16 protein-coding genes and 1 pseudogene are annotated in these 21,592 nt (G+C 57.7%); 14 read left to right on the top strand and 3 right to left on the bottom strand.

The features are described from left to right. The first annotated feature begins 40 nt into the window (after positions 1–40). The 10 genes and pseudogenes from ABH945_RS26895 to ABH945_RS26850 all read left to right on the top strand — a co-directional run bounded on the left by ABH945_RS26895 (position 41) and on the right by ABH945_RS26850 (position 13,225). On the top strand, positions 41–2,041 hold the full coding sequence (locus tag ABH945_RS26895; protein ID WP_429252546.1) for a glycoside hydrolase family 127 protein: 2,001 nt from the start codon (positions 41–43) through the stop codon (positions 2,039–2,041). Between the two features lie 323 nt (positions 2,042–2,364). Next, positions 2,365–3,447 (top strand): ABC transporter ATP-binding protein, encoded by a 1,083-nt coding sequence (locus tag ABH945_RS26890; RefSeq protein ID WP_429252545.1) that lies wholly within the window; start codon positions 2,365–2,367, stop codon positions 3,445–3,447. Further along, positions 3,437–4,363, top strand: a complete 927-nt coding sequence (locus ABH945_RS26885; RefSeq protein WP_074767269.1) for a carbohydrate ABC transporter permease — start codon at positions 3,437–3,439, stop codon at positions 4,361–4,363. The genes ABH945_RS26890 and ABH945_RS26885 overlap by 11 nt, the downstream gene beginning before the upstream one ends. Beyond that, entirely contained in the window at positions 4,360–5,247 is an 888-nt protein-coding gene (locus ABH945_RS26880; RefSeq protein WP_074767271.1) for a carbohydrate ABC transporter permease, read from the top strand. Before ABH945_RS26885 ends, ABH945_RS26880 begins: the two co-directional genes overlap by 4 nt. A 223-nt stretch (positions 5,248–5,470) precedes the next feature. Next, positions 5,471–6,805: an extracellular solute-binding protein gene (locus tag ABH945_RS26875; RefSeq protein WP_429252544.1), complete on the top strand. Its 1,335-nt coding sequence runs from the start codon at positions 5,471–5,473 to the stop codon at positions 6,803–6,805. Positions 6,806–6,923: 118 nt separating this feature from the next. Beyond that, positions 6,924–8,444, top strand: a complete 1,521-nt coding sequence (locus ABH945_RS26870) for an alpha-N-arabinofuranosidase (protein ID WP_429252543.1) — start codon at positions 6,924–6,926, stop codon at positions 8,442–8,444. Between the two features lie 40 nt (positions 8,445–8,484). Beyond that, positions 8,485–9,255, top strand: a complete 771-nt coding sequence (locus ABH945_RS26865) for a FadR/GntR family transcriptional regulator (RefSeq protein WP_074767280.1) — start codon at positions 8,485–8,487, stop codon at positions 9,253–9,255. A gap of 259 nt (positions 9,256–9,514) precedes the next feature. Then, positions 9,515–10,801 carry an MFS transporter gene (locus ABH945_RS26860; RefSeq protein WP_429252542.1) on the top strand — a complete coding sequence of 429 codons (1,287 nt, stop codon included), beginning with the start codon at positions 9,515–9,517 and terminating at the stop codon, positions 10,799–10,801. A 107-nt stretch (positions 10,802–10,908) separates the two neighbouring features. Beyond that, positions 10,909–11,768 (top strand): annotated as a pseudogene (locus ABH945_RS26855) (class I SAM-dependent methyltransferase). Positions 11,769–11,995: 227 nt separating this feature from the next. Then, positions 11,996–13,225 carry an SGNH/GDSL hydrolase family protein gene (locus ABH945_RS26850; protein WP_429252541.1) on the top strand — a complete coding sequence of 410 codons (1,230 nt, stop codon included), beginning with the start codon at positions 11,996–11,998 and terminating at the stop codon, positions 13,223–13,225. A 67-nt stretch (positions 13,226–13,292) separates the two neighbouring features. Here the strand turns inward: ABH945_RS26850 and ABH945_RS26845 are convergent, their stop codons facing one another. Further along, positions 13,293–13,793 carry a MarR family winged helix-turn-helix transcriptional regulator gene (locus tag ABH945_RS26845; protein ID WP_074771031.1) on the bottom strand — a complete coding sequence of 167 codons (501 nt, stop codon included), beginning with the start codon at positions 13,791–13,793 and terminating at the stop codon, positions 13,293–13,295. A 278-nt stretch (positions 13,794–14,071) separates the two neighbouring features. Here ABH945_RS26845 and ABH945_RS26840 point away from each other — a divergent pair, with 278 nt between their 5' ends. The 4 genes from ABH945_RS26840 to cqsA all read left to right on the top strand — a co-directional run bounded on the left by ABH945_RS26840 (position 14,072) and on the right by cqsA (position 18,834). After that, on the top strand, positions 14,072–15,169 hold the full coding sequence (locus tag ABH945_RS26840) for a Rieske 2Fe-2S domain-containing protein (RefSeq protein WP_429252540.1): 1,098 nt from the start codon (positions 14,072–14,074) through the stop codon (positions 15,167–15,169). Beyond that, positions 15,166–16,125, top strand: a complete 960-nt coding sequence (locus ABH945_RS26835) for a PDR/VanB family oxidoreductase (RefSeq protein WP_429252539.1) — start codon at positions 15,166–15,168, stop codon at positions 16,123–16,125. The genes ABH945_RS26840 and ABH945_RS26835 overlap by 4 nt, the downstream gene beginning before the upstream one ends. Before the next feature lie 74 nt (positions 16,126–16,199). Beyond that, positions 16,200–17,258 carry a Rieske 2Fe-2S domain-containing protein gene (locus ABH945_RS26830; protein ID WP_429252538.1) on the top strand — a complete coding sequence of 353 codons (1,059 nt, stop codon included), beginning with the start codon at positions 16,200–16,202 and terminating at the stop codon, positions 17,256–17,258. Between the two features lie 286 nt (positions 17,259–17,544). Further along, positions 17,545–18,834: an alpha-hydroxyketone-type quorum-sensing autoinducer synthase gene (gene cqsA / locus ABH945_RS26825; RefSeq protein ID WP_429252537.1), complete on the top strand. Its 1,290-nt coding sequence runs from the start codon at positions 17,545–17,547 to the stop codon at positions 18,832–18,834. A 67-nt stretch (positions 18,835–18,901) separates the two neighbouring features. Here the strand turns inward: cqsA and ABH945_RS26820 are convergent, their stop codons facing one another. Together ABH945_RS26820 and ABH945_RS26815 are read right to left on the bottom strand one after the other, a co-directional pair. Continuing rightward, positions 18,902–19,909 carry a response regulator gene (locus ABH945_RS26820; protein WP_074767301.1) on the bottom strand — a complete coding sequence of 336 codons (1,008 nt, stop codon included), beginning with the start codon at positions 19,907–19,909 and terminating at the stop codon, positions 18,902–18,904. Continuing rightward, positions 19,906–21,147, bottom strand: coding sequence for a sensor histidine kinase (locus ABH945_RS26815; RefSeq protein ID WP_429252536.1), 1,242 nt, complete (start codon positions 21,145–21,147; stop codon positions 19,906–19,908). The genes ABH945_RS26820 and ABH945_RS26815 overlap by 4 nt, the downstream gene beginning before the upstream one ends. Positions 21,148–21,592 lie beyond the last annotated feature (445 nt).

The following is a 21,592-nucleotide window of genomic DNA, read 5'->3' as shown; positions in this document are numbered from 1 at the left end:
AGTACTTTCTCGTCCAACTCTATTCAGCTTTCGACAGACCATGGATCAAAAAGCTCATACCATTCAGCCCATTTCGCTTCACGACATCACGATCGACGACTCTTTCTGGAACGGCTATCGCCGCCTCGTGCGTGAAGTCGTGGTTCCGTACCAATGGGATGCGTTGAACGATCGCATTGAAAATGCGGAGCCGAGTGGCGCGGTTCATAACTACAAGGTAGCCGCAGGCGAAGTAGACGGATCCTTTCACGGCATGGTGTTTCAGGACAGCGACGTGACGAAGTGGCTTGAGGCGGTCGCCTATCTGCTCGTCTCCGGTCGCGACGCAGACCTTGGGCGTACTGCGGATGAATTGATCGATATCGTCGCGCGGGCGCAGCAGGAAGATGGCTACCTCAACACGTATTTCACATTGAAGGCGCCCAGTCAGCGCTGGACGAATCTTGCCGAGTGCCACGAGTTGTATTGCGCCGGGCATCTGATCGAAGCGGCCGTCGCTTATTTTCAGGCGACTGGAAAGCGCAGGCTCCTCGACGTGGCTATCCGCTTTGTCGACCATATCGACACGGTTCTCGGACCGGAGGAGGGCAAGCTAAAGGGCTACCCGGGCCATCCCGAGATTGAACTCGCGCTGATGCGTCTCTATGAAATAACGAACGACCCGAAGCATATAGAACTGGCGCGCTATTTCGTCGAACAGCGCGGCGTGAGTCCGCACTATTACGACGAAGAATACGAGAAGCGCGGGCGCACATCGCACTGGGACGTGCATGGCCGCGCCTGGATTACGTGGCATAAGGCATACAGTCAGGCACATCGTCCGATTGCAGATCAGGATGTCGCGGTCGGGCACGCAGTGCGTCTCGTCTATTTATATGCGGGGGTGGCGCATCTCGCGAGACTGAGTGGCGATGTAGCCAAACTCGACGCGTGCCGGCGTATCTGGCGAAATATGGTCGAGCGCCAGATGTACGTGACAGGGGCTGTCGGCGCGCAAGTGTGGGGCGAGTCGTTCACGAGCGACTACGATCTGCCGAACGATACGGCCTACACCGAGACGTGCGCATCAGTCGGCATGGTGTTTTTCGCGCAAAGGATGCTGGAGGCGGATCACGACGCGCGCTATGCGGACGTGCTCGAACGTGCGCTATATAACACCGTACTGTCCGGTATGGCGCTCGACGGCAGATCTTTTTTCTACGTCAATCCGCTTGAAGTACATCCCACGAGCATTCGTCACGATCATAAGTACGAACATGTGAAACCGGTGCGGCAGAGATGGTTCGGCTGTGCATGTTGTCCGCCGAATGTCGCGCGATTGCTTTCGTCGCTCGGACAATACGTTTATCTCGTCGATGGCGATTCCATTTATGTGAACCTGTATGTGGGCGGCGACGCGAAGCTGAGAGCCGCCGCCACGGAAGTGCGCTTGCGTCAGACGGGTGCGTATCCATGGGACGGCGAAGTACGACTCACGCTTGAAGACGCCGGTGGATTTACAGGCGCGATTGCACTTCGTTTGCCGGATTGGTGCGCGAATCCTGAAGTGCGGGTCAACGGAAATACGGTGGGCCTCGCTGACGTGACCGTGGATGGCTATGCACGTATCGAGCGCGACTGGGCTACCGGCGACGTGATCGAACTTACGCTGCCCATGCAGGTTCGACGCGTGAGCGGTCACCCCAGATTGCGGCATTCGACGGGGAAGATCGCGCTGCAACGCGGGCCGATTGTCTACTGTGTCGAGCAGGCAGATAACAATGGCGATCTGCATCTGATACAGGTGCCTGCCGATGCGCAATTCGAAGTGCTCGACGGCGCGGCGGTCGATGAACGGTTCGCGGGGCGACGCGTTATCGAAGTCGATGGCTATCGTGCCGACGCAGAAGCATCCGCCGGCGCATCGCTCTATCGCTATGACGAGCCAGCCGCCGCAAGCAGCAAACAGCGGCTGACTTTTATTCCATACTTCTGCTGGGGAAATCGGGGAGAAGGCGAAATGCGGGTTTGGGTCGATGCCGATAGAAAAAAGATTGTGTAATTAACTAGCCTAATCGATCCGGTATTATCGAAAATCCTTAATGGATTTTACGGATTGCCCGAGGAATTAACCTGAATGGCATCGCTAAATGCGATGCCATTTGCATTTAATAGTTCAGAAAATCACCTATCCAGTCAATTTGCGCCAAGAAAAAGTCAATCGTGACAGGTGTTTAAGCGCGTTAACCCTAATCATACCCAAATCTGAATACCTTGATATCGAAACAGGGATTGGACGATTCGCGCTAACCGACATTATTATATTTTCATAATACCAAAGCAGCGAATAACGGCAGTTCCGAGACATAATTCCCAGGAGGCACGGTGACGGGCATTCAGCTCAACGGCGTGACAAAAAGGTATGGCGAGACTGAAGTCATTACGGGTCTCGACCTGAATATCCACGAAGGCGAATTCCTCGTCTTTTTAGGCCCGTCGGGTTGCGGCAAGTCCACGCTGCTGCGGATGATCGCCGGCCTCGAAGGCGTCAGCGAAGGCCAGATCAGCATCGGCGGCCGCGAGGTCACTAACCTGCCGCCCGCAAGGCGCGATGTCGCGATGGTGTTCCAGCACTACGCGCTCTATCCGCACATGACGGTCTACGACAACATGGCGTTCGGCTTGCGCAATTCGGGCGTCGACGCGAGCGAGATCGAGCGGCGCATTACCGAAGCCGCCCGCATGCTCGAACTCGATCCGTTGCTCAGGCGCCGGCCTGCGCAACTGTCGGGCGGTCAGCGGCAGCGCGTTGCGATTGGCCGCGCTGTCGTCAAGGAACCCGAAGCATTTCTGTTCGACGAGCCGCTTTCGAATCTCGATGCATCGCTGCGAACCCGTACGCGGGTCGAGCTGGCGCGCATTCATCGCCGCCTGAATTCGACGATGGTGTTCGTCACGCACGACCAGATCGAAGCGATGACGCTCGCCACGCGAATCGTCGTGATGAACCGTGGACGCATCGAACAGATCGGCGCTCCGCTCGATATTTACCGGCGTCCGGCCACGCGCTTCGTCGCGGGCTTTATCGGCGCACCGGCAATGAACTTCATCGACGTGGAGCCCGCTGGTGAGAACGGTGGCCGCCTGCTGGTTCGCCTGCCTGTCGATAACGTCGTGATACCGACGACCATCGCCACCGGCAGCTTGCCGTCAGGGCAACTCACGCTCGGTGTGCGTGCTGAACACGTGGTGATCGACGCCAACGGTCCGCTGACGGGCCGCGCTGAATTTGTCGAGCGTCTCGGCGATCGTTCGCTGGCACACGTGAGTGTGCCCGGCTGCTCGCTGATCGTCGTCGAGATTCCGCGCGACTATGAATTGCAGGCTGGCGACCCGATCCGTTTGAATATCGACGCAGCGCATCTGCACATTTTCGACGAAAGCGGGACGGCGCATCATGGCGGCTGACCGCTCGCTGACGGCCGGATTGCCGAAAGCGCGGCAACGCCGTTTCAACTATCCCCTCGCGTCGTGGTCGAACGGACTGTTTGTTTTGCCGTTCGTGATTGTCTATGTGCTGCTGCTGGTGGTGCCGCTGGTGTACGGTTGGTGGCTAAGCTTGCAGAACGTCGATCTGCTCGGTGGCACAACCGAGTTTATCGGCATCAAGAACTATGTCGACCTCGCATTCGATCCGATCTTCCGCGGCGCTGTACGCAATACGTTCTACTTCGTTTTCCTGACCGTGCCGATGTTCGTCGCATTGGGTCTCGCGCTCGCGCTGGTGCTCAACCGGCCGGGTCGTTTCAGCGCGGCGCTGCGGGCGATTTTCTTCGGCTCGTCGGTGTTGTCGGTGACGATCGTCACGCTCGTCTGGAAACTCGTGCTAATGCCTGGTCACGGTCTGCTGGCCGATGTCAGCCACGCGCTGAGTATTCCCGAGTTCGTGCCGCTGGTTCACGAATCCACCGCGTTGCCGATGATCGCCGTCGTCACGGTATGGTGGATCGTCGGCCTGCCGATGATGCTGTTCCTTGCTGCACTTCAGCAAATCCCGCAAGAACTCTACGAAGCCGCTGCGCTCGATAACGCGTCACGCTGGCGCACTTTCGCGTCGATCACGTTGCCGTCGATCCGCCGCACGCTCGCACTCGTGGCGGTAATCGAAGCGGTGTTCCAGTTCCAGTTGTTCGGGCAGGCCCAATTGCTGACCGATGGTGGACCGAACAACGCGTCGCGACCGCTCGTCCAGTTCATTTATGAATCCGGCTTCCGCCAATGGTTGTTCGGCTATTCGGCTGCCGCCGCCCAGGTGCTGTTTCTGCTGATGCTGATCGGCATTGCGGTGCAGGCATGGATCGTACGCAGGAAGGATTCCGTATGAGTACTGCTGCTCTCAAATCCGCTCCCGGTCCTTCGCGTCAGGAGGGTACGCGTGGCTCGCTCGCAGGCCGCTTCGGCGAGCGCCTGATGCTTGGCGCCGTCGTGCTGCTCGCGCTGGTCTGGATTGCACCGCTCGTGTGGGTGTTCGCGCTGTCGTTCAAGCCGAATGCTTTCCTGCAGCAACACACCGACGTGCTGTTTTCACCGCCTTTTACGCTGGAGAACTACACCAGCATCATTGGGACGTCGGCAGTGGGCGGCTGGTTGATCAACAGCGCGATAGTCGCGTTGGGGCAAACGTTCCTCACGCTGATTATCGCGTCGCTCGCGGGTTACGGTTTCGCGCGCACCACGTTTCCCGGCAAGAACGTGCTCTACGTGATCTGTCTCGCGGGGCTCGCGGTTCCCGAGCAGGCGCTGGTGATTCCGCTGCATAGCATCTTCGCGGCACTCGACTTGCACAATACGTATGGCGCACTGATCATGCCGCGGCTCGCCTCGCCATTCGGTGTGTATCTGATGACGCAGTACTTCAAGGCTGTGCCCGTCGATATCGAAGAGGCCGCATTGCTCGACAATGCATCGCGTTTCAAGGTGTTCTGGCGCATCGTGTTGCCGCTGTCGATTCCGGCGCAAGCCACGCTCGCGATCTTTACTTTCCTGAGCGCGTGGAACGACTACCTGTGGCCGCTCGTGTCGGCGTCGAAGCCGGAAATGTACACGCTGACCATCGGACTCGCATCGACGCAGGGCAACTTCGCGCAGTCCGAAGGCATTGGTTATCTGATGGCGCAGGCGGTATTCGCCGGACTACCAATCTTCGTGTTGTATCTGTTTTTCCAGAAGTACATTGTGGCCGCCGTGGCTGGCACCACAGTGCGCTGAGTTGTTGGCTTGCCGATGTCGCAATTCGCTTTAATACGTTATCACGTTGATAAAAAGAACCGGTCACGCCTTTGACCGACCTGCGGCCGCGCGATATTCACGAAAAGCGTGCGGCTGGTAACCATCGTAAATGGAATCGGATTAACCGCGATGAGACCGGGGTGAGCGCTGAAGCGCCTGCTCTCGCCGACACGCCAACTCCGATCGACATAGGAGACAACCCATGAAGAAATCGCTCGTGCGCGGTGCGCTTTCGCTCGCCTTGCTGGGACTGGCCGCCGGCCTTGCCGCTCCGGTTCAGGCTAAAACCGAGATTACGCTGTCGCGTTTCTTCGGCGCCTGCGACGCTGAATACGGCAAAGTGAACGATGTCAGCAAGGCGGCGGGCGAATGCGGGATTATCACGACGCTGGTCAACCAGTTCAACGCGACGAATAAGGAAGATATCGTCGTCAAGCCGCAGATCATCGAATGGAATCCGTACTACACGCAGATCGACGCGCGCATTCTGAGCCATGACGTACCCACTATTTCAGTCATGCACGAAGCGGTTCTCGGCGACTATGTAAAGCGCAAGCTGGTCGAGCCGCTCGACGACGGCTTCAAATCGGTTGGCGTCGATACCAAAGATTTTACGGGCAACGCGCATCGCGGCGTGACGTTCGGCGACAAGACCTACGCGCTGCCTTTCGACACGCATTCGTGGCTCTGGCACATCAACATCAATCTGTTCAAAAAAGCGGGTCTGGTCGACGCGAGCGGCAAGCCGATTTTGCCGACCACGCCCGACGAACTGCTGAAGCAGGCTAAGCAGTTCAAGGAGAAGACCGGTCTGCCATATATCACGATGCCGATCGCGAACGAAAGCGCAGCGCAAACGCGTTCGCTTTACTCGATGGTGTATCAGCAGAACGGCACGCTGTTTCCGAATGGTCCCACGAAGATCGATCTGCATAACAAGCCGGTGACAAACTCGCTGCAATTGCTCGACAGCCTGATGAAGGCGGGCGACATTACGCCGAATCTCGACTATGGTGCTGCGAATCAGGCGTTCATGAACGGCAAGGCGGGCGTGCTGATCTGCGGAACGTGGATGATCGAGGACCTGACCAATCTGTCGAACAAGCCTGGCTCCGCGCTTGCGAATAACGGCTATGAAGTGGTGCCGTTCCCGAATCTGTTCCAGAAGAAAGCGGTGTGGGCCGACGGCCATTCGTGGGTGATGCTCAAAGGTGGCGCAAAGGATGAAAAGACTCGCCACGCTGCGCTGGTGTTCCTCAAGTTCCTCTACGACCACGATGCGGACTGGGCCCGCACCGGGCACTTGCCTGCGCGTCAGTCGGTGATCGACAGCGCTGCGTTTAATGCGTTGCCGCATCGTTCGTCCATCAAGGAAATCTCGTCGACGGGCTATGCATTGCCGAACACCGTGCCGCGTCAGTTTGCGATTCAGGAAATTGTTGGCGACGAAGTGAGCAACATGCTCACCTCTGGAAAGTCGATTGCGGATGTCCAGCAACAGGCGGAAGACCGCGTGAACAAATTGCTGTCCAGGTAAGCAGGCAATCAGGTAAGCACGCAATCGCGTTACTCACGACCCTTTCGGAAACCGATGTCCCACGCGTGTCGCCAATAGACCACACGCGTGGGCGGATCTCACAACAGGACTTATCACGATGATTAATTCACGCCTTGTCGTCGACCGGGATTTTGTTGTCGCGGACCTTGACCGGCGCGTCTTCGGCACCTTTGTCGAACATATGGGCCGCTGCGTTTATACCGGTATTTACGAGCCGGATCATCCGAATGCCGACGAGCGCGGCTTTCGCAAGGACGTGATGGAACTTACGCGCGAACTCGGTCCGACGATCGTCCGTTATCCTGGCGGCAATTTCCTGTCCGGCTACAACTGGGAAGATGGTGTAGGCCCGAAAGAAAAGCGGCCGAAGCGTCTCGACCTCGCGTGGTATTCGGTGGAGAGCAACCAGTTCGGCACCAACGAATTCATCGACTGGTGCCGCGAACTCGATATTGAGCCGATGTACGGCGTCAATCTCGGCACTCGCGGCCCCGATGAAGCCCGCCATTTTGTCGAGTACTGCAATCATCCGGGCGGCACGGCGCTATCGGATTTGCGTCACGAGCATGGCTATGAGAAACCGCACGACATCAAGTTCTGGTGTCTCGGCAATGAGATGGACGGCCCGTGGCAAATCGGCCGCAAGACCGCCGACGAATACGGCCGCACCGCGCTCGAAACCGCCAAGCTGATGCGTGCAGTGGACCCGACGATTCAACTCGCCGCGTGCGGTTCGTCGACGCATGAAATGGCGACGTACGGCATGTGGGAAGACCGCGTGCTCGACCACTGCTTCGATCAGGTCGATTTCATTTCGCTCCATACGTACTTCGAAAACCGTCACGATTCAACCGCGGAGTTCTTCGGCAACATCGACGTGATGGACCTGTTCATCAAGGAGATTGTGGCGGTTGCCGATAGCGTGGCGGCGCGCAAGCATTCGACCAAACGCATCATGCTGTCGTTCGATGAATGGAACGTCTGGTACAAGGCACGTTCGATCAACGATCTGCGCAAGCCGGGTTGGCCGAGTGCGCCGCGTCTGATCGAGGAGGTCTACAACGCGGAAGATGCGTTGGTAGTGGGCGGTGCATTGATCACGATGATGAACAACGCCGACCGCGTGAAAACCGCGTGTCTCGCACAACTCGTCAACGTGATCGGCCCGATCATGACCGAGCCAGGCGGCGCTGCGTGGCGGCAAACGATTTTCTATCCGTTCTCGCAAGCCTCGAAATTTGGTCATGGCCGCGTGCTGAAACCGGTGATCGATTCGCCGACTTATGAAGCCGAGACCTTCCCCGAAATCGCATACCTGTGTGCATCCGTTGTCGATGATCGGGCAACCGGCACGACAACGATCTTCGCGCTGAACCGTCATCTGACCGACGAGATGGAACTCAATATCGAGTTGCGCGGACTCGGCGCGGACCGCACACTCGATCACGCGCTCGAGTTGCATCACGCGAATCTGAAGGCGGTGAACACGGCAGATGCGCCGATGACGGTGGCACCCGCTACCAACACGCAGGTCGTCGTGGATGGCGAGAAGATCACCGCGCGCCTCAAGCCGGGTTCGTGGAACGTGATCGTCACGACGTCGGCCAAGCGCAGCTAGACGCCAGACGTATTGCACGGATGTCGACGAAGGAGGGGTGATGTTTGAGCGTGAGCCGGTCGTTGGCACCATGACTGCGCAGGTTGCGCGGATCGTCGGAATGAGGATCGTCTCGGGCGAGTTCGGACCGGGCGATCTGCTTCCGGTAGAAAGCGAGCTGTGCAGCGAGTACCGGGTGAGCCGCACGACGGTTCGTGAGGCGATCAAGCAACTCACCGGCAAGCGCCTGATTGAAGTGTCACCCAAGATCGGCACGCGTGTGCTGCCGTTCTCCGACTGGAACCTGCTGGATCGCGATGTACTCGCGTGGCGGCTCAATGCGCAATTCGATTCGAAGATCGTCGAAGACATCTTTGAAATGCGCATCTGTTTCGAGCCGCGCGCGAGTTTTCTCGCGGCACGTCACGGCAGCGATGAAGATCTTCAGTTAATCGATCGTCGTTATCGTGAGCTGGCGAGTGCTTATGCGTCGCCTTCCGCGCAATCGGATGTGCGGGCTTCGGTCGAGGCGGTGCTGGAGTTTCATATGGCGATCATCACGATGTCGCAGAACGGCATGTTCATTACCATCGGGAGCGCGATCAAGGCGGCGTTGCGGGTGTCGTCGGAGATGCTTTACCGGCAGGCGGCGAAGCCCAGCGAAGATATCGCCTTGCACGACGACGTACGCAGCCGGATCGTTTCGCGACAGCCGGAGGAGGCGTCGGCCGCGATGACGCGGTTGCTCGCGGCGTCGCGCGAACGGATGTTGCGGTACACGATTACGCCGAAGGAAGCCGGTGGCGGAGTGAAAAATTTACCGCCATCGTGATATGTCATCGTATGTCTATCTGTTCGTTGATCCACTTTTTATTAGGGAAGACCCGGGTAAATGCTAGTTTTCTCGCGCCCACGCTGATCCTTATACTGACGAGGAAGTACGACGACATATGAGATCCAGCTCGTGAGAGCCAGATTTCACCGTCGACGCCGGATCATCGGAACCGGGCCATGCTCCGTCCACTTGCGCCGCTTCATCGAACCGCGCATTCGGGTGACACGCATTGTTCGGGGCACGTGAGGAGAGAAGAGTGAAATCGAAATACCGCTGGGTAATCGCCGCGCTGCTGTTCTTCGCCGGCATGCTGAATTACCTGGATCGCGCCGCATTGTCGGTGGTCGCGCCGATCATCAAGGCTGATCTGCAGATCAACGACGCGCAGATGGGTTTGCTCTTCAGCAGCTTCTTTATCGGCTATTGCGTGTTCTGTTTCGTCGGCGGTTGGGCCGCGGACAAATTTGGCCCGCGCAAAGTTTTCATGCTCGCGGCGGGTTTCTGGTCGATGTTCTGCGGTGCGACTGCATTCGCCGGCAGCTTCGGCACGCTGATGGTCGCGCGCGTCGCCTTCGGCGTTGCCGAAGGGCCGATGGGCACCACTACCAACAAGTCTATTTCCAACTGGTTTCCCCGCCGCGAAGCAGGCCGCGCAGTCGGTCTGACGAATGCCGGGCAACCGCTCGGTGCAGCGGTCGCTGCGCCGATCGTCGGACTGGTCGCGCTGCAATTCGGCTGGCGCATTTCGTTCGTGGTGATAGCGGTACTCGGCTTTGTGTGGATGGCGTTCTGGTGGCGCTGTTTCCGCGATCAGCCAGACGAGCATCCGGCTGTATCGAAGGAAGAAGCCGAGTGGATCGTGGCCGACCGTCATTTGACGGCGACGGTCAATGCCGATTCTTCGAATACCGGACACAGCGTCTTTCACTACCTGTTCTCGTTGCCTGTGCTTGGCGTCGCGATGGCGTTCTTCGCATTCAACTACGTGCTCTACTTCTTTCTTTCGTGGCTGCCGAGTTATTTCACCGATTACCAGCATCTGGATATCAAGCACATGAGTGTGGTCGGTATCCTGCCCTGGCTGGGTGCAACGCTTGGTTTTGTATTCGGCGGCATGATTTCGGACGGACTGTATAAGCGCACCGGCAATGTTCTGTTTGCACGCAAGACGGTCATCATCATGGGCCTTGGCGTGGCAGCTATTTGCGTGATGCTTGTGTCGCGAGTGAGTTCTCTCGTACCTGCCGTCACATTGATCGCGGTGGCGAGTCTCTTTGCGTTCATGACACCGCAGGCGTGCTGGTCGCTGTTGCAAGACATCGTGCCGCGTGAGCGGATCGGCGCAACGGGCGGCTTCGTGCATCTGCTCGCGAATCTAGCGGGTATTCTTTCGCCGAGCATTACCGGCTTCATGATTCAGTACGGCGCGGGTTATTCGTCGGCGTTCGTGGTGGCGAGCGCGCTGGCAGCGGTGGGTCTGATCGTGTTGTGGTTCTCGGTGCGCGAGCATAACGTTGCACGCTTGCGCAGTGCGCCGGTTTGATTGAGTGAACGTTGATCGTGCCGCATGCTTTTCTATAGAAGGCGATGCGGCACTCGCAGTACTATTAGGTCCCATTCGGTCGATACGACCCGACAGGACTGACTATCATGAGCGATCAACAGCAAGTAGCACCGGACAGCACGGCAGCGCGAGTCGCGCTGTGGCGTGCGCTGCATGTCGAAGCCGATGCCCCGCCACACGTGCTGGACGACGATATCGGCCTCAAGCTGCTCGCGCCAGGCGGCGACTGGCGTCAGCGCGGCGACATGGACCCGCAATTCACACGGCCGTTTCGTGCGTCGATCGTCGCGCGGGCCCGCTTCATCGAAGATCTGGTCGTGGAGCAGGCCGGCCGTGGAGTGGAGCAGTACGTGATTCTCGGTGCCGGGCTCGACAGCTTCGCGCAACGGCGGCCCGAGATCGCATCCCGCATCAAGGTATTCGAGGTCGATCAACCCGGTCCTCAGGCATGGAAGCGTCAGCGTCTGATTGAACTCGGCTACGGCGTGCCGGAGTGGCTACATTTCGTGCCGGTCGATTTCGAACGAAATGAAGCGTGGCGGCAGGCGCTTTCGAACGCCGGCTTCGACGACAGCAAACCGGCTATCGTGGTTTCCACCGGCGTGAGCATGTATCTGACGAAAGACGCAAACGCGGCGACGCTGCGTCAAGTGGCGTCTTTCGCAACTGGTTCCACTTTAGCGATGACGTTTCTGCTTCCGCTCGAACTGGCGGATCCCGAGGTTCGTCCCGGTCTCCTGATGGCGGAGAAGGGCGCGCGAGCCAGCGGTACGCCCTTTATCAGTTCTACACGCCGTCCGACATCGTCGCGCAAGCCCGCGACGCCGGCTTTAAGGACGCACGGCATGTGTCGGCGAACGATCTTGCCGCGCTTTATTTCGCAGACAGATCCGATGGTCTGCGTCCGCCGAACAATGCGGAAGAACTGTTGGTGGCGAGTACCTAGCTCGCGCATTTACCGTACTCCGCAAAACCAGAACTCGCGTCGGTCGATTTCATAAATCGATAGTCCGCTTTTTCCGTCGATACTTTTCCGCTCCAGAACAAAAAGGAAAAGAGATGAGACGACGCGAGACAAATGCAGAACGGGAAGCCCGTTTTGATCGCCATCACGGTAACGTAATTCGACATAAGCACGGTACGAGCGCACTCGCAAAATGGAGTGTCGCATTGATGGCGCCCGCGCTAATCGGGCTCGCAGGAGCCCACGCGGCCGAAAGTCCGCAACGGGGCAACTGGGTCAATAGCTGGCAGGGAAGTCCGACTAAAGGCGCGACTTTCGACACCAAAGCCTGTCCTTCCGACGTCGGCGTGCAGGATCAGACAGTCCGCAATATCGTGTACCTCAGCACGGGCGGCGACCGACTCCGCGTGCGGATTTCAAACGCGGGCGGAGCGGTGCCGTTGCGGGTCGGCGCGGCCTCCGTCGCCCCTTCTTCAGGCGATGGCCCCGGCCTCGAAGGCGATTCGCATGTGCTGCATTTCAGCGGCGCACAGGAAGTGGTGGTTCCCGCAGGTGGCGAAGCGCTCAGCGACGTGGTCGATCTACCGGTGAAATCGTTCGACGCGCTTGCGGTCAGCGTTTATCTTCCGGCGAACACGGGGCCTGCCACGCAGCACTTCCTCGCGACGCAAACGAGCTATCTGTCCGCAGGCAACCAGACCGGAAGTGGCAACACGGTTGCGTTCACGCGCCCGGTGAGTTGCTGGATGTTCGTCTCTGGCGTCGATGTCGACGCAGCGCCCACGGTCAAAGGAACGCTCGTCACGTTTGGCGATTCGATCACCGACGGCTATCTGTCGACGACCGGCAAAAACCGCCGCTTTCCCGACGCGCTGGCTCGCCGGATGTCGCTGCGCAAAGGCGCGGCGCTGTCGGTTTCCAATGCGGGCATCAGCGGTAACGAGTTGCTGACGAACCGCGATCAGGCGATGTTCGGCGTCCCGGCCAGCGAGCGTCTGGCGCGCGACGTGCTGACTCAACCGGGCCTGCGCGCCGTGGTGTTCCTCGAAGGCATCAACGATATCGGCGACAAGTCGGCCAAGGCGGAAGACATCATCCAGGCCATGCAGCAGGTCATCGCGCAGGTTCACGCGGCCGGAGTGCGCATTTACGGCGGCACGCTCTTGCCGTTCATGGGATCGAATAGCACCTACCACACCGACTACGGCACGCCGGCGGGCGAACAGGAGCGGCTCAAGGTGAATGAGTGGATCAGAACGAGCCATGCATTCGACGGAGTGATCGACTTCGACAAGGTGACACGCGATCCGACCAACCCGGACCATATGCGCGCGGTATTCGATAGCGGCGACCACCTGCATCCGAGCGATGCGGGTTACGAAGCGATGGCGCGCGCAGTCGACCTCGATATGATCTTGTCCAATCTCCGCCGCCACTAAAAGGCGAATGGCGATCGTGGCGAAGCCTCGCCACGATTCGCTTCGCGCCAGATGTTCAACGACGTTGCTAATCTGAAGCTGCGTCGTCGGTAGAGCTGCGCAGCGGCGCGCGGCTCTGATCGTTATTCAAATGCACGAATTTCCGCAATAGGCGCAATAGCTGTTGCGCGTCTTCTTCTCCCATTCCGTCGAGCAGGCCGTGACTCAATGCATTGACGGCGGGAATAAACTGAATGAGTAGCTTCTCGCCTTCCGGCGTCAGCAGCAGACGACGTTGGCGACGCGGCAGAACCTCGCGAACAATCCAGCCCTTTGCTTCGAGTCGCACGGCGATGTCGGCGGTGGTCGACGTATCGAGGCCGACCCGTTGCGCGAGAGTGACCTGATCCAGTCCGGGCAACTCGTGAAGCATTCGCAGTATCGAGTACTGGACGGGCGTCACTTCGCGACCCAGCAATTCATGAAACATGGACACTGAAATTTGATGTGCCCGTCTGATCAGATGCCCAGGCTGATCGTAGAGGTCGAGGCTGATCGCCGAAGCGGTGTTGTCTGGTGATGTGGCCATGGAAATAGAGAAAAGCTGTTGACTGGCACGCATCGGAAGTCGCCGATGTTTGCGACAGTGCCGGACTTTGCAAGCGTGAGCATTGTCCACGATCGCCGCGTTTGCTGATTGAAAGTCGGTGTTAGGGAAAACCTTCATTTAATCATCAAAGTTATATTGAGTACACTGAATCTCAATGAGTATACGGAATGAAGAGTGATCGCGACTCGTCAGTGGACTTATCGACGCCAACCAGATTGAAGCCGTTGCGCGCGCTAAAAATAAGGAGTGAGACTCAAATGTTCCCCAAAAACGCGTGGTACGTCGCGTGTATGCCCGACGAAATCACGGACAAGCCGTTAGGTCGCCAGATCTGCGGAGAAGCAATGGTGTTCTATCGAAATGCGGATGGCGCCGCCGTCGCATTGGAGGACTTTTGCCCGCATCGGGGCGCACCGCTGTCGCTGGGTTTCGTGCGTGACGGCACGCTCGTTTGCGGTTATCACGGACTCGAAATGGGATGCCAGGGCAAGGTGACCGGTATGCCCGGCCAGCGCGTCAATGGTTTTCCTTCTATTCGCCACTATCCGGTTATCGAACGTTACGGTTTTATCTGGGTGTGGCCCGGCGATGCGACTCAGGCCGACGCGGCGAAATTGCATCATCTGGAGTGGGCGGAAAGCGCGGAATGGGCATACGGGGGCGGCCTTTATCACATTCGTTGCGACTATCGGCTGATGATCGACAACCTGATGGACCTCACGCACGAGACCTATGTGCACGCGGACAGCATCGGGCAAAAGGAAATCGACGAAGCCGCGCCGAAAACCACGAGCGAAGGCGATACTGTCACGACGAGCCGCTTTATGGAAAATGTTGCCGCGCCGTCGTTCTGGAAAATGGCGTTGCGAGGCAATGGCCTTGCGGACGATGTTCCCGTCGACCGTTGGCAGATCTGCCACTTCTCGCCGCCGAGTCACGTGCTGATCGAAGTCGGTGTCGCGCACGCGGGTCATGGCGGTTATCACGCACCGGCTAACAGGAAAGCTTCTTCAATCGTAGTGGATTTCATTACGCCGGAGACCGAAACCTCGATCTGGTACTTCTGGGGCATGGCGCGTAACTTTCGTCCCGATGATGCGGCGCTGACGGCCAGCATCCGCGAAGGACAGGGCAAGATTTTCAGCGAAGATCTGGAGATGCTGGAACGCCAGCAGCAGAACCTGTTGAAGTGGCCGCACCGCAAATTGCTCAAATTGAATATCGATGCCGGTGGCGTGATGTCGCGGCGAGTGATCGACCGCTTGCTCGAACTCGAGCAAGTTAATAAAGAAGAAAGCGAAAGTGCGCCGCAGTCCCCCGTTTCACGCGTTATTCCAGTGCGGGCGGCAACGTGAAGGATTCTATTTTGAATGTAGTCGTCACTCGCAAATGCAGTGAAGCACTCGATATTGCGAGTTTCGAACTGGCCGGAGAAGACGGCCGCTCATTGCCGTCTTTCGCTGCGGGCTCGCACGTCGACGTGCATCTTCCTGGCGGATTGGTGCGCCAGTACTCGTTGTGCAATGACCCGACGGAAACGCACCGTTACGTTATCGCGGTACTTCGCGACGAACGGGGTCGGGGAGGATCGAAAGCGGCGCACGATTTACTTCACGAAGGTGACCGGCTCCAGATCAGCACACCACGCAATCACTTTGCTCTGGCGCGTGAGGCGGCTCATCATCTGCTGCTGGCCGGCGGAATTGGCGTAACGCCGATCCTTTGTATGGCGGAACGTCTCGCGGCATCGGGTGAGTCTTTCGACATGCACTACTGCACGCGATCCAGAGAGCGAACCGCCTTCGCCGAGCACATCGCGCAGAGCAAATTTTCGGCATCGGTCCAGTTTCATTACGACGATAGCGGATCGATGTTGGACATCGATCAGGTGCTGAAAACTGCACAGGCCGGTACGCATCTTTATGTCTGCGGTCCTCGCGGATTCATGAACGCTGTACTCGATACTGCTCGCGCACTCGGTTGGCCGGAAAACCGCCTGCATTATGAGTTCTTTGGCGCATCTGTCGACCAGAGCGCAGCGAGCGGTAGTTTTCATGTGCGCATTGCCAGTAGCGGCGCCACGATCGAAGTGCCGTCGGAATGCACGGTTATTCAGGCTCTGGCGGCGAATGGGATCGAGGTGATGACGTCGTGCGAGCAGGGTGTGTGCGGTACGTGTCTTACTCGGGTTCTATCAGGGGAACCCGATCACCTCGACTCCTATTTGACGCCCGAAGAACAGGCGGCCAACGATCAGTTCCTGCCGTGCTGCTCACGCGCCAGATCTCCGTTACTCGTCCTCGATCTGTAACGACGCGAGGCCGGCTTTGAAAGCAGGTCGAGGCACTCGTTTATCCGACGAACGAATACTTTTCTGATGGCGATATGAATATGCAAAGCACTGACGCTATTCCCGCTTCCCCAGCGCACTCCTTTCTTATGAACCAATGGTGGGTAGCGGGTTTTACGTGGGACCTGAAAGACGCACCGCTTTCACGAAAGATTCTGAACCGCCCAATTGTGTTCTTCCGGTTGCCGTCAGGAGAAGTCGGTGCGCTGGAAGACAGATGCTGTCATAAGGAGTTGCCGCTGTCTTGCGGAAAAGTCGAAGAAGGCGGCCTGCGATGCGGTTACCACGGCCTGCTGTTCAATTGCGCGGGTACATGCATTGAAATACCCGGACAGGAGCGCATTCCGTCGAAAGCGAAGGTGACCTCTTATCCGGTCAAGGAGCAGGACAAGATCATCTGGGTGTGGATCGGCGCGACGCCGGACGATTTGCCGACTAAAGCGCCGCCGTCCTATCCCATTCACGGCCACCCGGACTTTGCAGTTGGCGGGGGCGGCTATCACTACGACGCGCCTTACCAGTTGATTCACGATAACCTGATGGATCTGAGCCATCTCGGGTATGTGCATCTGAAGACTATTGGTGGTAATGCGCGCGTTCATATGAATGCGGAGACGAAAGTGAGTGGCGAAGGCGACGTGGTGCGTCTCGTCCGGTTGATGCCGGATTCCGAACCGCCGCCCACTTACACCGCTGCGTGGCCTTTCGAGGGCCGTGTCGACCGATGGCAGGAGATCGAATTTCACGTGACTCACGTACGCATCTGGACAGGGGCAATGGACGTAGGTTCAGGGCATTTCGATAACCCTGATCGTGCCGGCTTTCATATGCGCGGGTTCCATGGAATCACGCCCGAAACCGACACTACCACTCACTACTTCTGGAGCGTCGCGACCAATCCGCATCCAGACCGCGAGAACGCCGCGCAAACAGTTGTGGAGCAAACGGCGGCCACATTCGATGAAGACAAAGCCATCATCGAAGTGCAGTACCGGAATCAACTCAATTTTCCGACCCGCTCGCGGCTCGATATTCATGTAGACGTGGGTCCTAATCGCGCGCGTCGAGTCATCGAGCGACTCATCAACGCATAACGGTCAGTACTTTTTACTTGCAAGCTATTGGTACTTCGGAACGGTTTTCAAACGCGCGGAGAAAACCGTTCAATTAGCGTTGTTATTCATTTCGCATTCGACAATGCGTCGAATCTTTGTGTAAGGAACTCGTCGTCAATCGCCACAACGTAGCTATTAGAGTCTTTTTTCAAACAGATCGTGCTTTATAAAGCATAACCTCGAAGACTTTGCTTACGCGTCATAAATGACAGGCTCACTATGGACCCGCTGTCCGCTACGGGTAGCTAACCATAAGGAGCTGAAAATGAAGAATGCTTTCAACCGGTCGACTCCGGACCACTCCCGGCCAGCGTTGCCGGGTTTCGTCACTTCGCGTGTCGAAAAGTATTACCGCGAACGCGTGCAGGAGACCTGGAATGGCGGGCATATCATGCATGGCCTCGTTCCGGGAGCTGATGCGTTGCATTTGTCGAGCAACGACTACCTCGCCATTGCCCGGCACCCGGACATTATTGCCAGCGTCGCCAGAACGCTGCTCCAGAGCGGTAACGGGTTATTGATGTCAGCGGTATTCCTCCACGGCGACTGTCCTCAACTGCAATTCGAGAACCGGTTGGCGACCTTCATGCACGCGGAATCGGGCGTGTTGTGTCAGTCGGGCTATGCGGCCAATACCGGTTTGATCCAGTCCATTGCATCGGAGCAAACGCCGGTCTATGTCGACATGATGGCGCACGCTTCGTTGTGGGAAGGTGTCCGCAGCGCAGGCGCGGTGCCCGTCGCTTTCCGGCATAACGATGCACTCCACCTCGAACAGCAAATCCTGCGATATGGACAGGGCGTGGTACTGGTCGATTCGGTGTATAGCACGACTGGCAGTGTTTGCCCGCTTGCCGAACTGGCGGATGTGTGTGATTTGCACGATTGCGTGTTCGTTGTCGACGAATCGCATTCCCTCGGCACTCATGGTCCGCATGGAGCGGGACTGGTGGTCGAACTCGGGCTCGAGTCGCGCGTCGCATTCCGTACCGCGAGTCTTGCGAAGGCATTCGCCGGGCGGGCTGGTTTCGTCACATGCCCTGTCGAATTCCAGGAGTACTTCAAATGCGAATCGAACCCCGCCATTTTTAGTTCGACTTTGCTGCCGCACGAAATCAGCGGACTCGACGCGACGCTTTCGGTAATCGAGCGCTCAGAGCAGCGGCGCGCGAGGCTTGCGTCGAGTGCCGCATGGTTGAGGCAGCGGCTGACGGAGTTGGGGTACAACCTGAATGGGAGTCAGAGCCAGATCATCGCGCTTGAAGCAGGTACGGAGCAACGCACCATCGTGTTACGCGATGCGTTGCAGTCGCGCGGCATTTTCGGCTCGGTGTTCTGCGCACCGGCGACACCACGGAATCGCTCGCTGATCCGGCTGTCTATCCATGCAGGTTTGAGCGATGCCGAACTCGAAAGAGTGGCAAGTGTGTGCCGCGACATTCGCAGTGAGGTCGAACTCGACAAGTGGCCGTCTACACGCCGTCTCGGCGACGAGTTGTCGTCACGCAGACGCAAGCGCGAGTTTGTCAGCGAGAGAAGTGCGGTAACGGCCTGATGGCTTTATAAACCGATAGTGCGGTAGCAGCTGGACGAGGAGTGCGGATTCGCGGACTCCTCGTCTTTTACATATCGCGGTCAAGTCTTTCGAGGTAGTTGTCGTAGCTGATCACACGATCCAGATCCAGTCCTGGTGGATTCGGAATGACTGCATAAACATAACTCTGCTTGCCGTTCAATTGCGTTGCCGTGTGCATATAGTCCTGCCATGCGATGCAGCCGGCCGGATAGTGTCCATCGGATTGCCAGAAGTACGGCAGACTGTGCCGACTGTCCAGCGCGTCCAGAAAGCCCGCCGGTGCGCCCTGTTCGACGGCGATCTCGCGCAAACCCCGCAACGTTTCTTCCGTATGCACGATTAGCAGATATGAGTTGCCTGCGCTGTCGAGCATCAGCAGTCCGCTGGGGCAGTACGACAGATAGTGTTCGACAATACCCAGAGAAGAAGAGAGTGCACTCACCCGCGCGGAGAGCGTTTCATCGCGCAGAAACGCGTATTCCGACACAGCGAGAGTATCGAGTATCGACTGGCACACGTCGTCGAAATAGGCCTTCTGCAAATCTTGCACAGCGCGGTTCAGCGCCGGCACCGCCGACGCATCCTGCTTGCGAATGAAGCGATGAATAATGCCTTCATTGAAGCTCTGCACGGCGATATGCTCGTCGGCTTTGCCGGTCAACATGATCTTGCGCACAGCCGGGTCCGTCATGCGGCGGCAGAACTCGAGGCCGTTCATGCCAGGCATGTCGTAATCGATGACCACCACCGACATTGCGCGGAACCGGTGAGCGTTGAGAACCTGCTGGCGCACCGTTTTGACGCTCAGCGCAATAACCTGCTGGGCGACGTCTTCGTCGGTGCGGTCGCGAAACGGCGCGAAAATCGGTTCGTCGGAGAGACCGGCATGAGGACGGTTATTCACGAACTCGAGCGCGTCGGCAGGCGAACTGAAAAGACGGAACGCGAGCCCTGGGTCAAGCTGAAGACACAGGTTCGACAGAAAGGTCGAACTGTCGTCGACGAAGGTCACTGTCGTCGGAAAATAGAAAGGCTTGATTGCGTGCTTCGTCATGGCCGGGGATACGTCAAAGTGAACTCGGTAAACATTCCTTCGACCGATTTGCATTCGATCGAGCCACCCATCGCGCGCATTACGTCGCGACAGAAGGCAAGGCCGATGCCCGTGCCGATCGACGCATCATCGACACCGGTCGGCGAGGTATAAAAGCGCGTGAAAATGTGCGGAAGAACATTCGGCGCGATTCCCGCTCCGGTGTCGCGAAACAGCAGCTGATTGTTTCGCGGGCCGCTTACGAGCCGGATCGAGATCAGCGCGCTTTCCACGCTCGCCATGCCGCGCAATGCGTTTTTCAGAAGATTGAACAGAACGTGGACCATCAGCATCTCGGAGCCATGGAAGCTGAAGTCAGTGGCGAGATCGGTGAGTACTTTCTGGCGCTCGCCTTCGCGGAATGGATAGCGCTCGAGTGAGTTTCTGACCGACTGCGCAATCGAGCAACTGACGGCGCCGTGTGAAAAGCCGCTCGTAAAGCGTGCATTTGCGAGCAACATGTCGATAATCGCATTCGAGTGAATCGCTTCCTGTTCGATGCGCGATAGCACGCCGTCCATTGACTGGAGATGTACCAGGCGAACGCGCGGAACTTCCAGTTGGCTCTGCTGGGCGATCGAATAGGCTTCGAGCAGCGAAGGAAGATGGCGGCCAAGCCCGGAAGCACCGGCACGGATCGCGAGAAGCGGAGTACGCAATTCGTGAGCAATGCTGCTTGCCGTGGCGAGCATGGCGCGTTCCTGTTCGATCCTGACGCGATCCATATCGTAGTTCGCCACGACACCGATGGCGACCGCGAACGAGAAAATCGCAAGGTGGATCGGATAGGTCGCGCCGAAAACGATCGGGTCAGTGGTGAGGCAATACACGAGAAGTGCCACGCCGACGCCAATGATGAAATTGAGCATCAGCATCAGCCAGTCGAGCAGCACCGCCAGCACGAAGGCAGCGATCAATGCACTTTCGATCCATACCGTGGAGCCATTGTTCTTCAACAGCATGAACGTGAAGAAGAACGGCAGCGAATAGAAGATCGTTGCGTACCAGTAATAGGGCAAGAATCGCTTTGCGCGTTCCGGCCAGCGCCCGGAGAACAGAATGGGGACGAACAGCGCGGAGCCGATCAACCGCAGCGGCAGGTTCTCGTAAGTCTGCGGAAAGAGATCGTGCCAGACATAGTAATAAAGCGGGAAGCCGATGATCGCAATGATCGCGAGCGGACGCATTCTGCGACTCATGTATTGCAGATTGCGCGCGGCAGGAACAAATGCCCTCGCGAGTAGCGGACGGATCGCTCCCAGCTTACGAATGCCCCACGGCGGTATTCTGGTTGTGCTCATCTAGATGAAATCAGGAAACTACCAGGAATTTCCGGAGCGCTTTTGCTGCCAAATTCGCTCCCCGTTTACGCGATCGACTTGAAAAACGCAGGTAATGCGTTTGGACCGCGTTTTGCGAAGTCCGACTCAGCCGTTACGTTACGCCTTCAGGCCTGCTTGGATATTGATCCTGATCGGCTGCGCTATTTATGTCGTGGCAAATGCTGAATATGCACAATGGATTGGTAATGCGAGCGATAAATTCAGCAGGCATTTCGTAATCGTCTATTGCATGTCAATCAAAGGATAGGCGTCACCATGCTTTTTTAATCCCTTTAAATTCAATGGTTTGTATATGTATGCG

The sequence above is a fragment of the Paraburkholderia sp. GAS333 genome, from assembly GCF_050435665.1.
Taxonomy (GTDB): domain Bacteria; phylum Pseudomonadota; class Gammaproteobacteria; order Burkholderiales; family Burkholderiaceae; genus Paraburkholderia; species Paraburkholderia fungorum_A.
The sequence above is the reverse complement of the archived record's forward strand: the minus strand, read 5'-3'. Positions and strand labels throughout refer to the sequence as shown.

Bases quoted from the DNA above. Each gene is read 5' to 3' on its own strand.
- ABH945_RS26895 (WP_429252546.1), top strand. From the start codon at position 41: ATGGATCAAAAAGCTCATACCATTCAGCCCATTTCGCTTCACGACATC.
- ABH945_RS26885 (WP_074767269.1), top strand. From the start codon at position 3,437: ATGGCGGCTGACCGCTCGCTGACGGCCGGATTGCCGAAAGCGCGGCAA.
- ABH945_RS26880 (WP_074767271.1), top strand. From the start codon at position 4,360: ATGAGTACTGCTGCTCTCAAATCCGCTCCCGGTCCTTCGCGTCAGGAG.
- ABH945_RS26875 (WP_429252544.1), top strand. From the start codon at position 5,471: ATGAAGAAATCGCTCGTGCGCGGTGCGCTTTCGCTCGCCTTGCTGGGA.
- ABH945_RS26870 (WP_429252543.1), top strand. From the start codon at position 6,924: ATGATTAATTCACGCCTTGTCGTCGACCGGGATTTTGTTGTCGCGGAC.
- ABH945_RS26865 (WP_074767280.1), top strand. From the start codon at position 8,485: ATGTTTGAGCGTGAGCCGGTCGTTGGCACCATGACTGCGCAGGTTGCG.
- ABH945_RS26850 (WP_429252541.1), top strand. From the start codon at position 11,996: ATGGCGCCCGCGCTAATCGGGCTCGCAGGAGCCCACGCGGCCGAAAGT.
- ABH945_RS26845 (WP_074771031.1), bottom strand. From the start codon at position 13,793: ATGGCCACATCACCAGACAACACCGCTTCGGCGATCAGCCTCGACCTC.
- ABH945_RS26840 (WP_429252540.1), top strand. From the start codon at position 14,072: ATGTTCCCCAAAAACGCGTGGTACGTCGCGTGTATGCCCGACGAAATC.
- ABH945_RS26830 (WP_429252538.1), top strand. From the start codon at position 16,200: ATGAATATGCAAAGCACTGACGCTATTCCCGCTTCCCCAGCGCACTCC.
- cqsA (WP_429252537.1), top strand. From the start codon at position 17,545: ATGAAGAATGCTTTCAACCGGTCGACTCCGGACCACTCCCGGCCAGCG.
- ABH945_RS26820 (WP_074767301.1), bottom strand. From the start codon at position 19,909: ATGACGAAGCACGCAATCAAGCCTTTCTATTTTCCGACGACAGTGACC.
- ABH945_RS26815 (WP_429252536.1), bottom strand. From the start codon at position 21,147: ATGAGTCGCAGAATGCGTCCGCTCGCGATCATTGCGATCATCGGCTTC.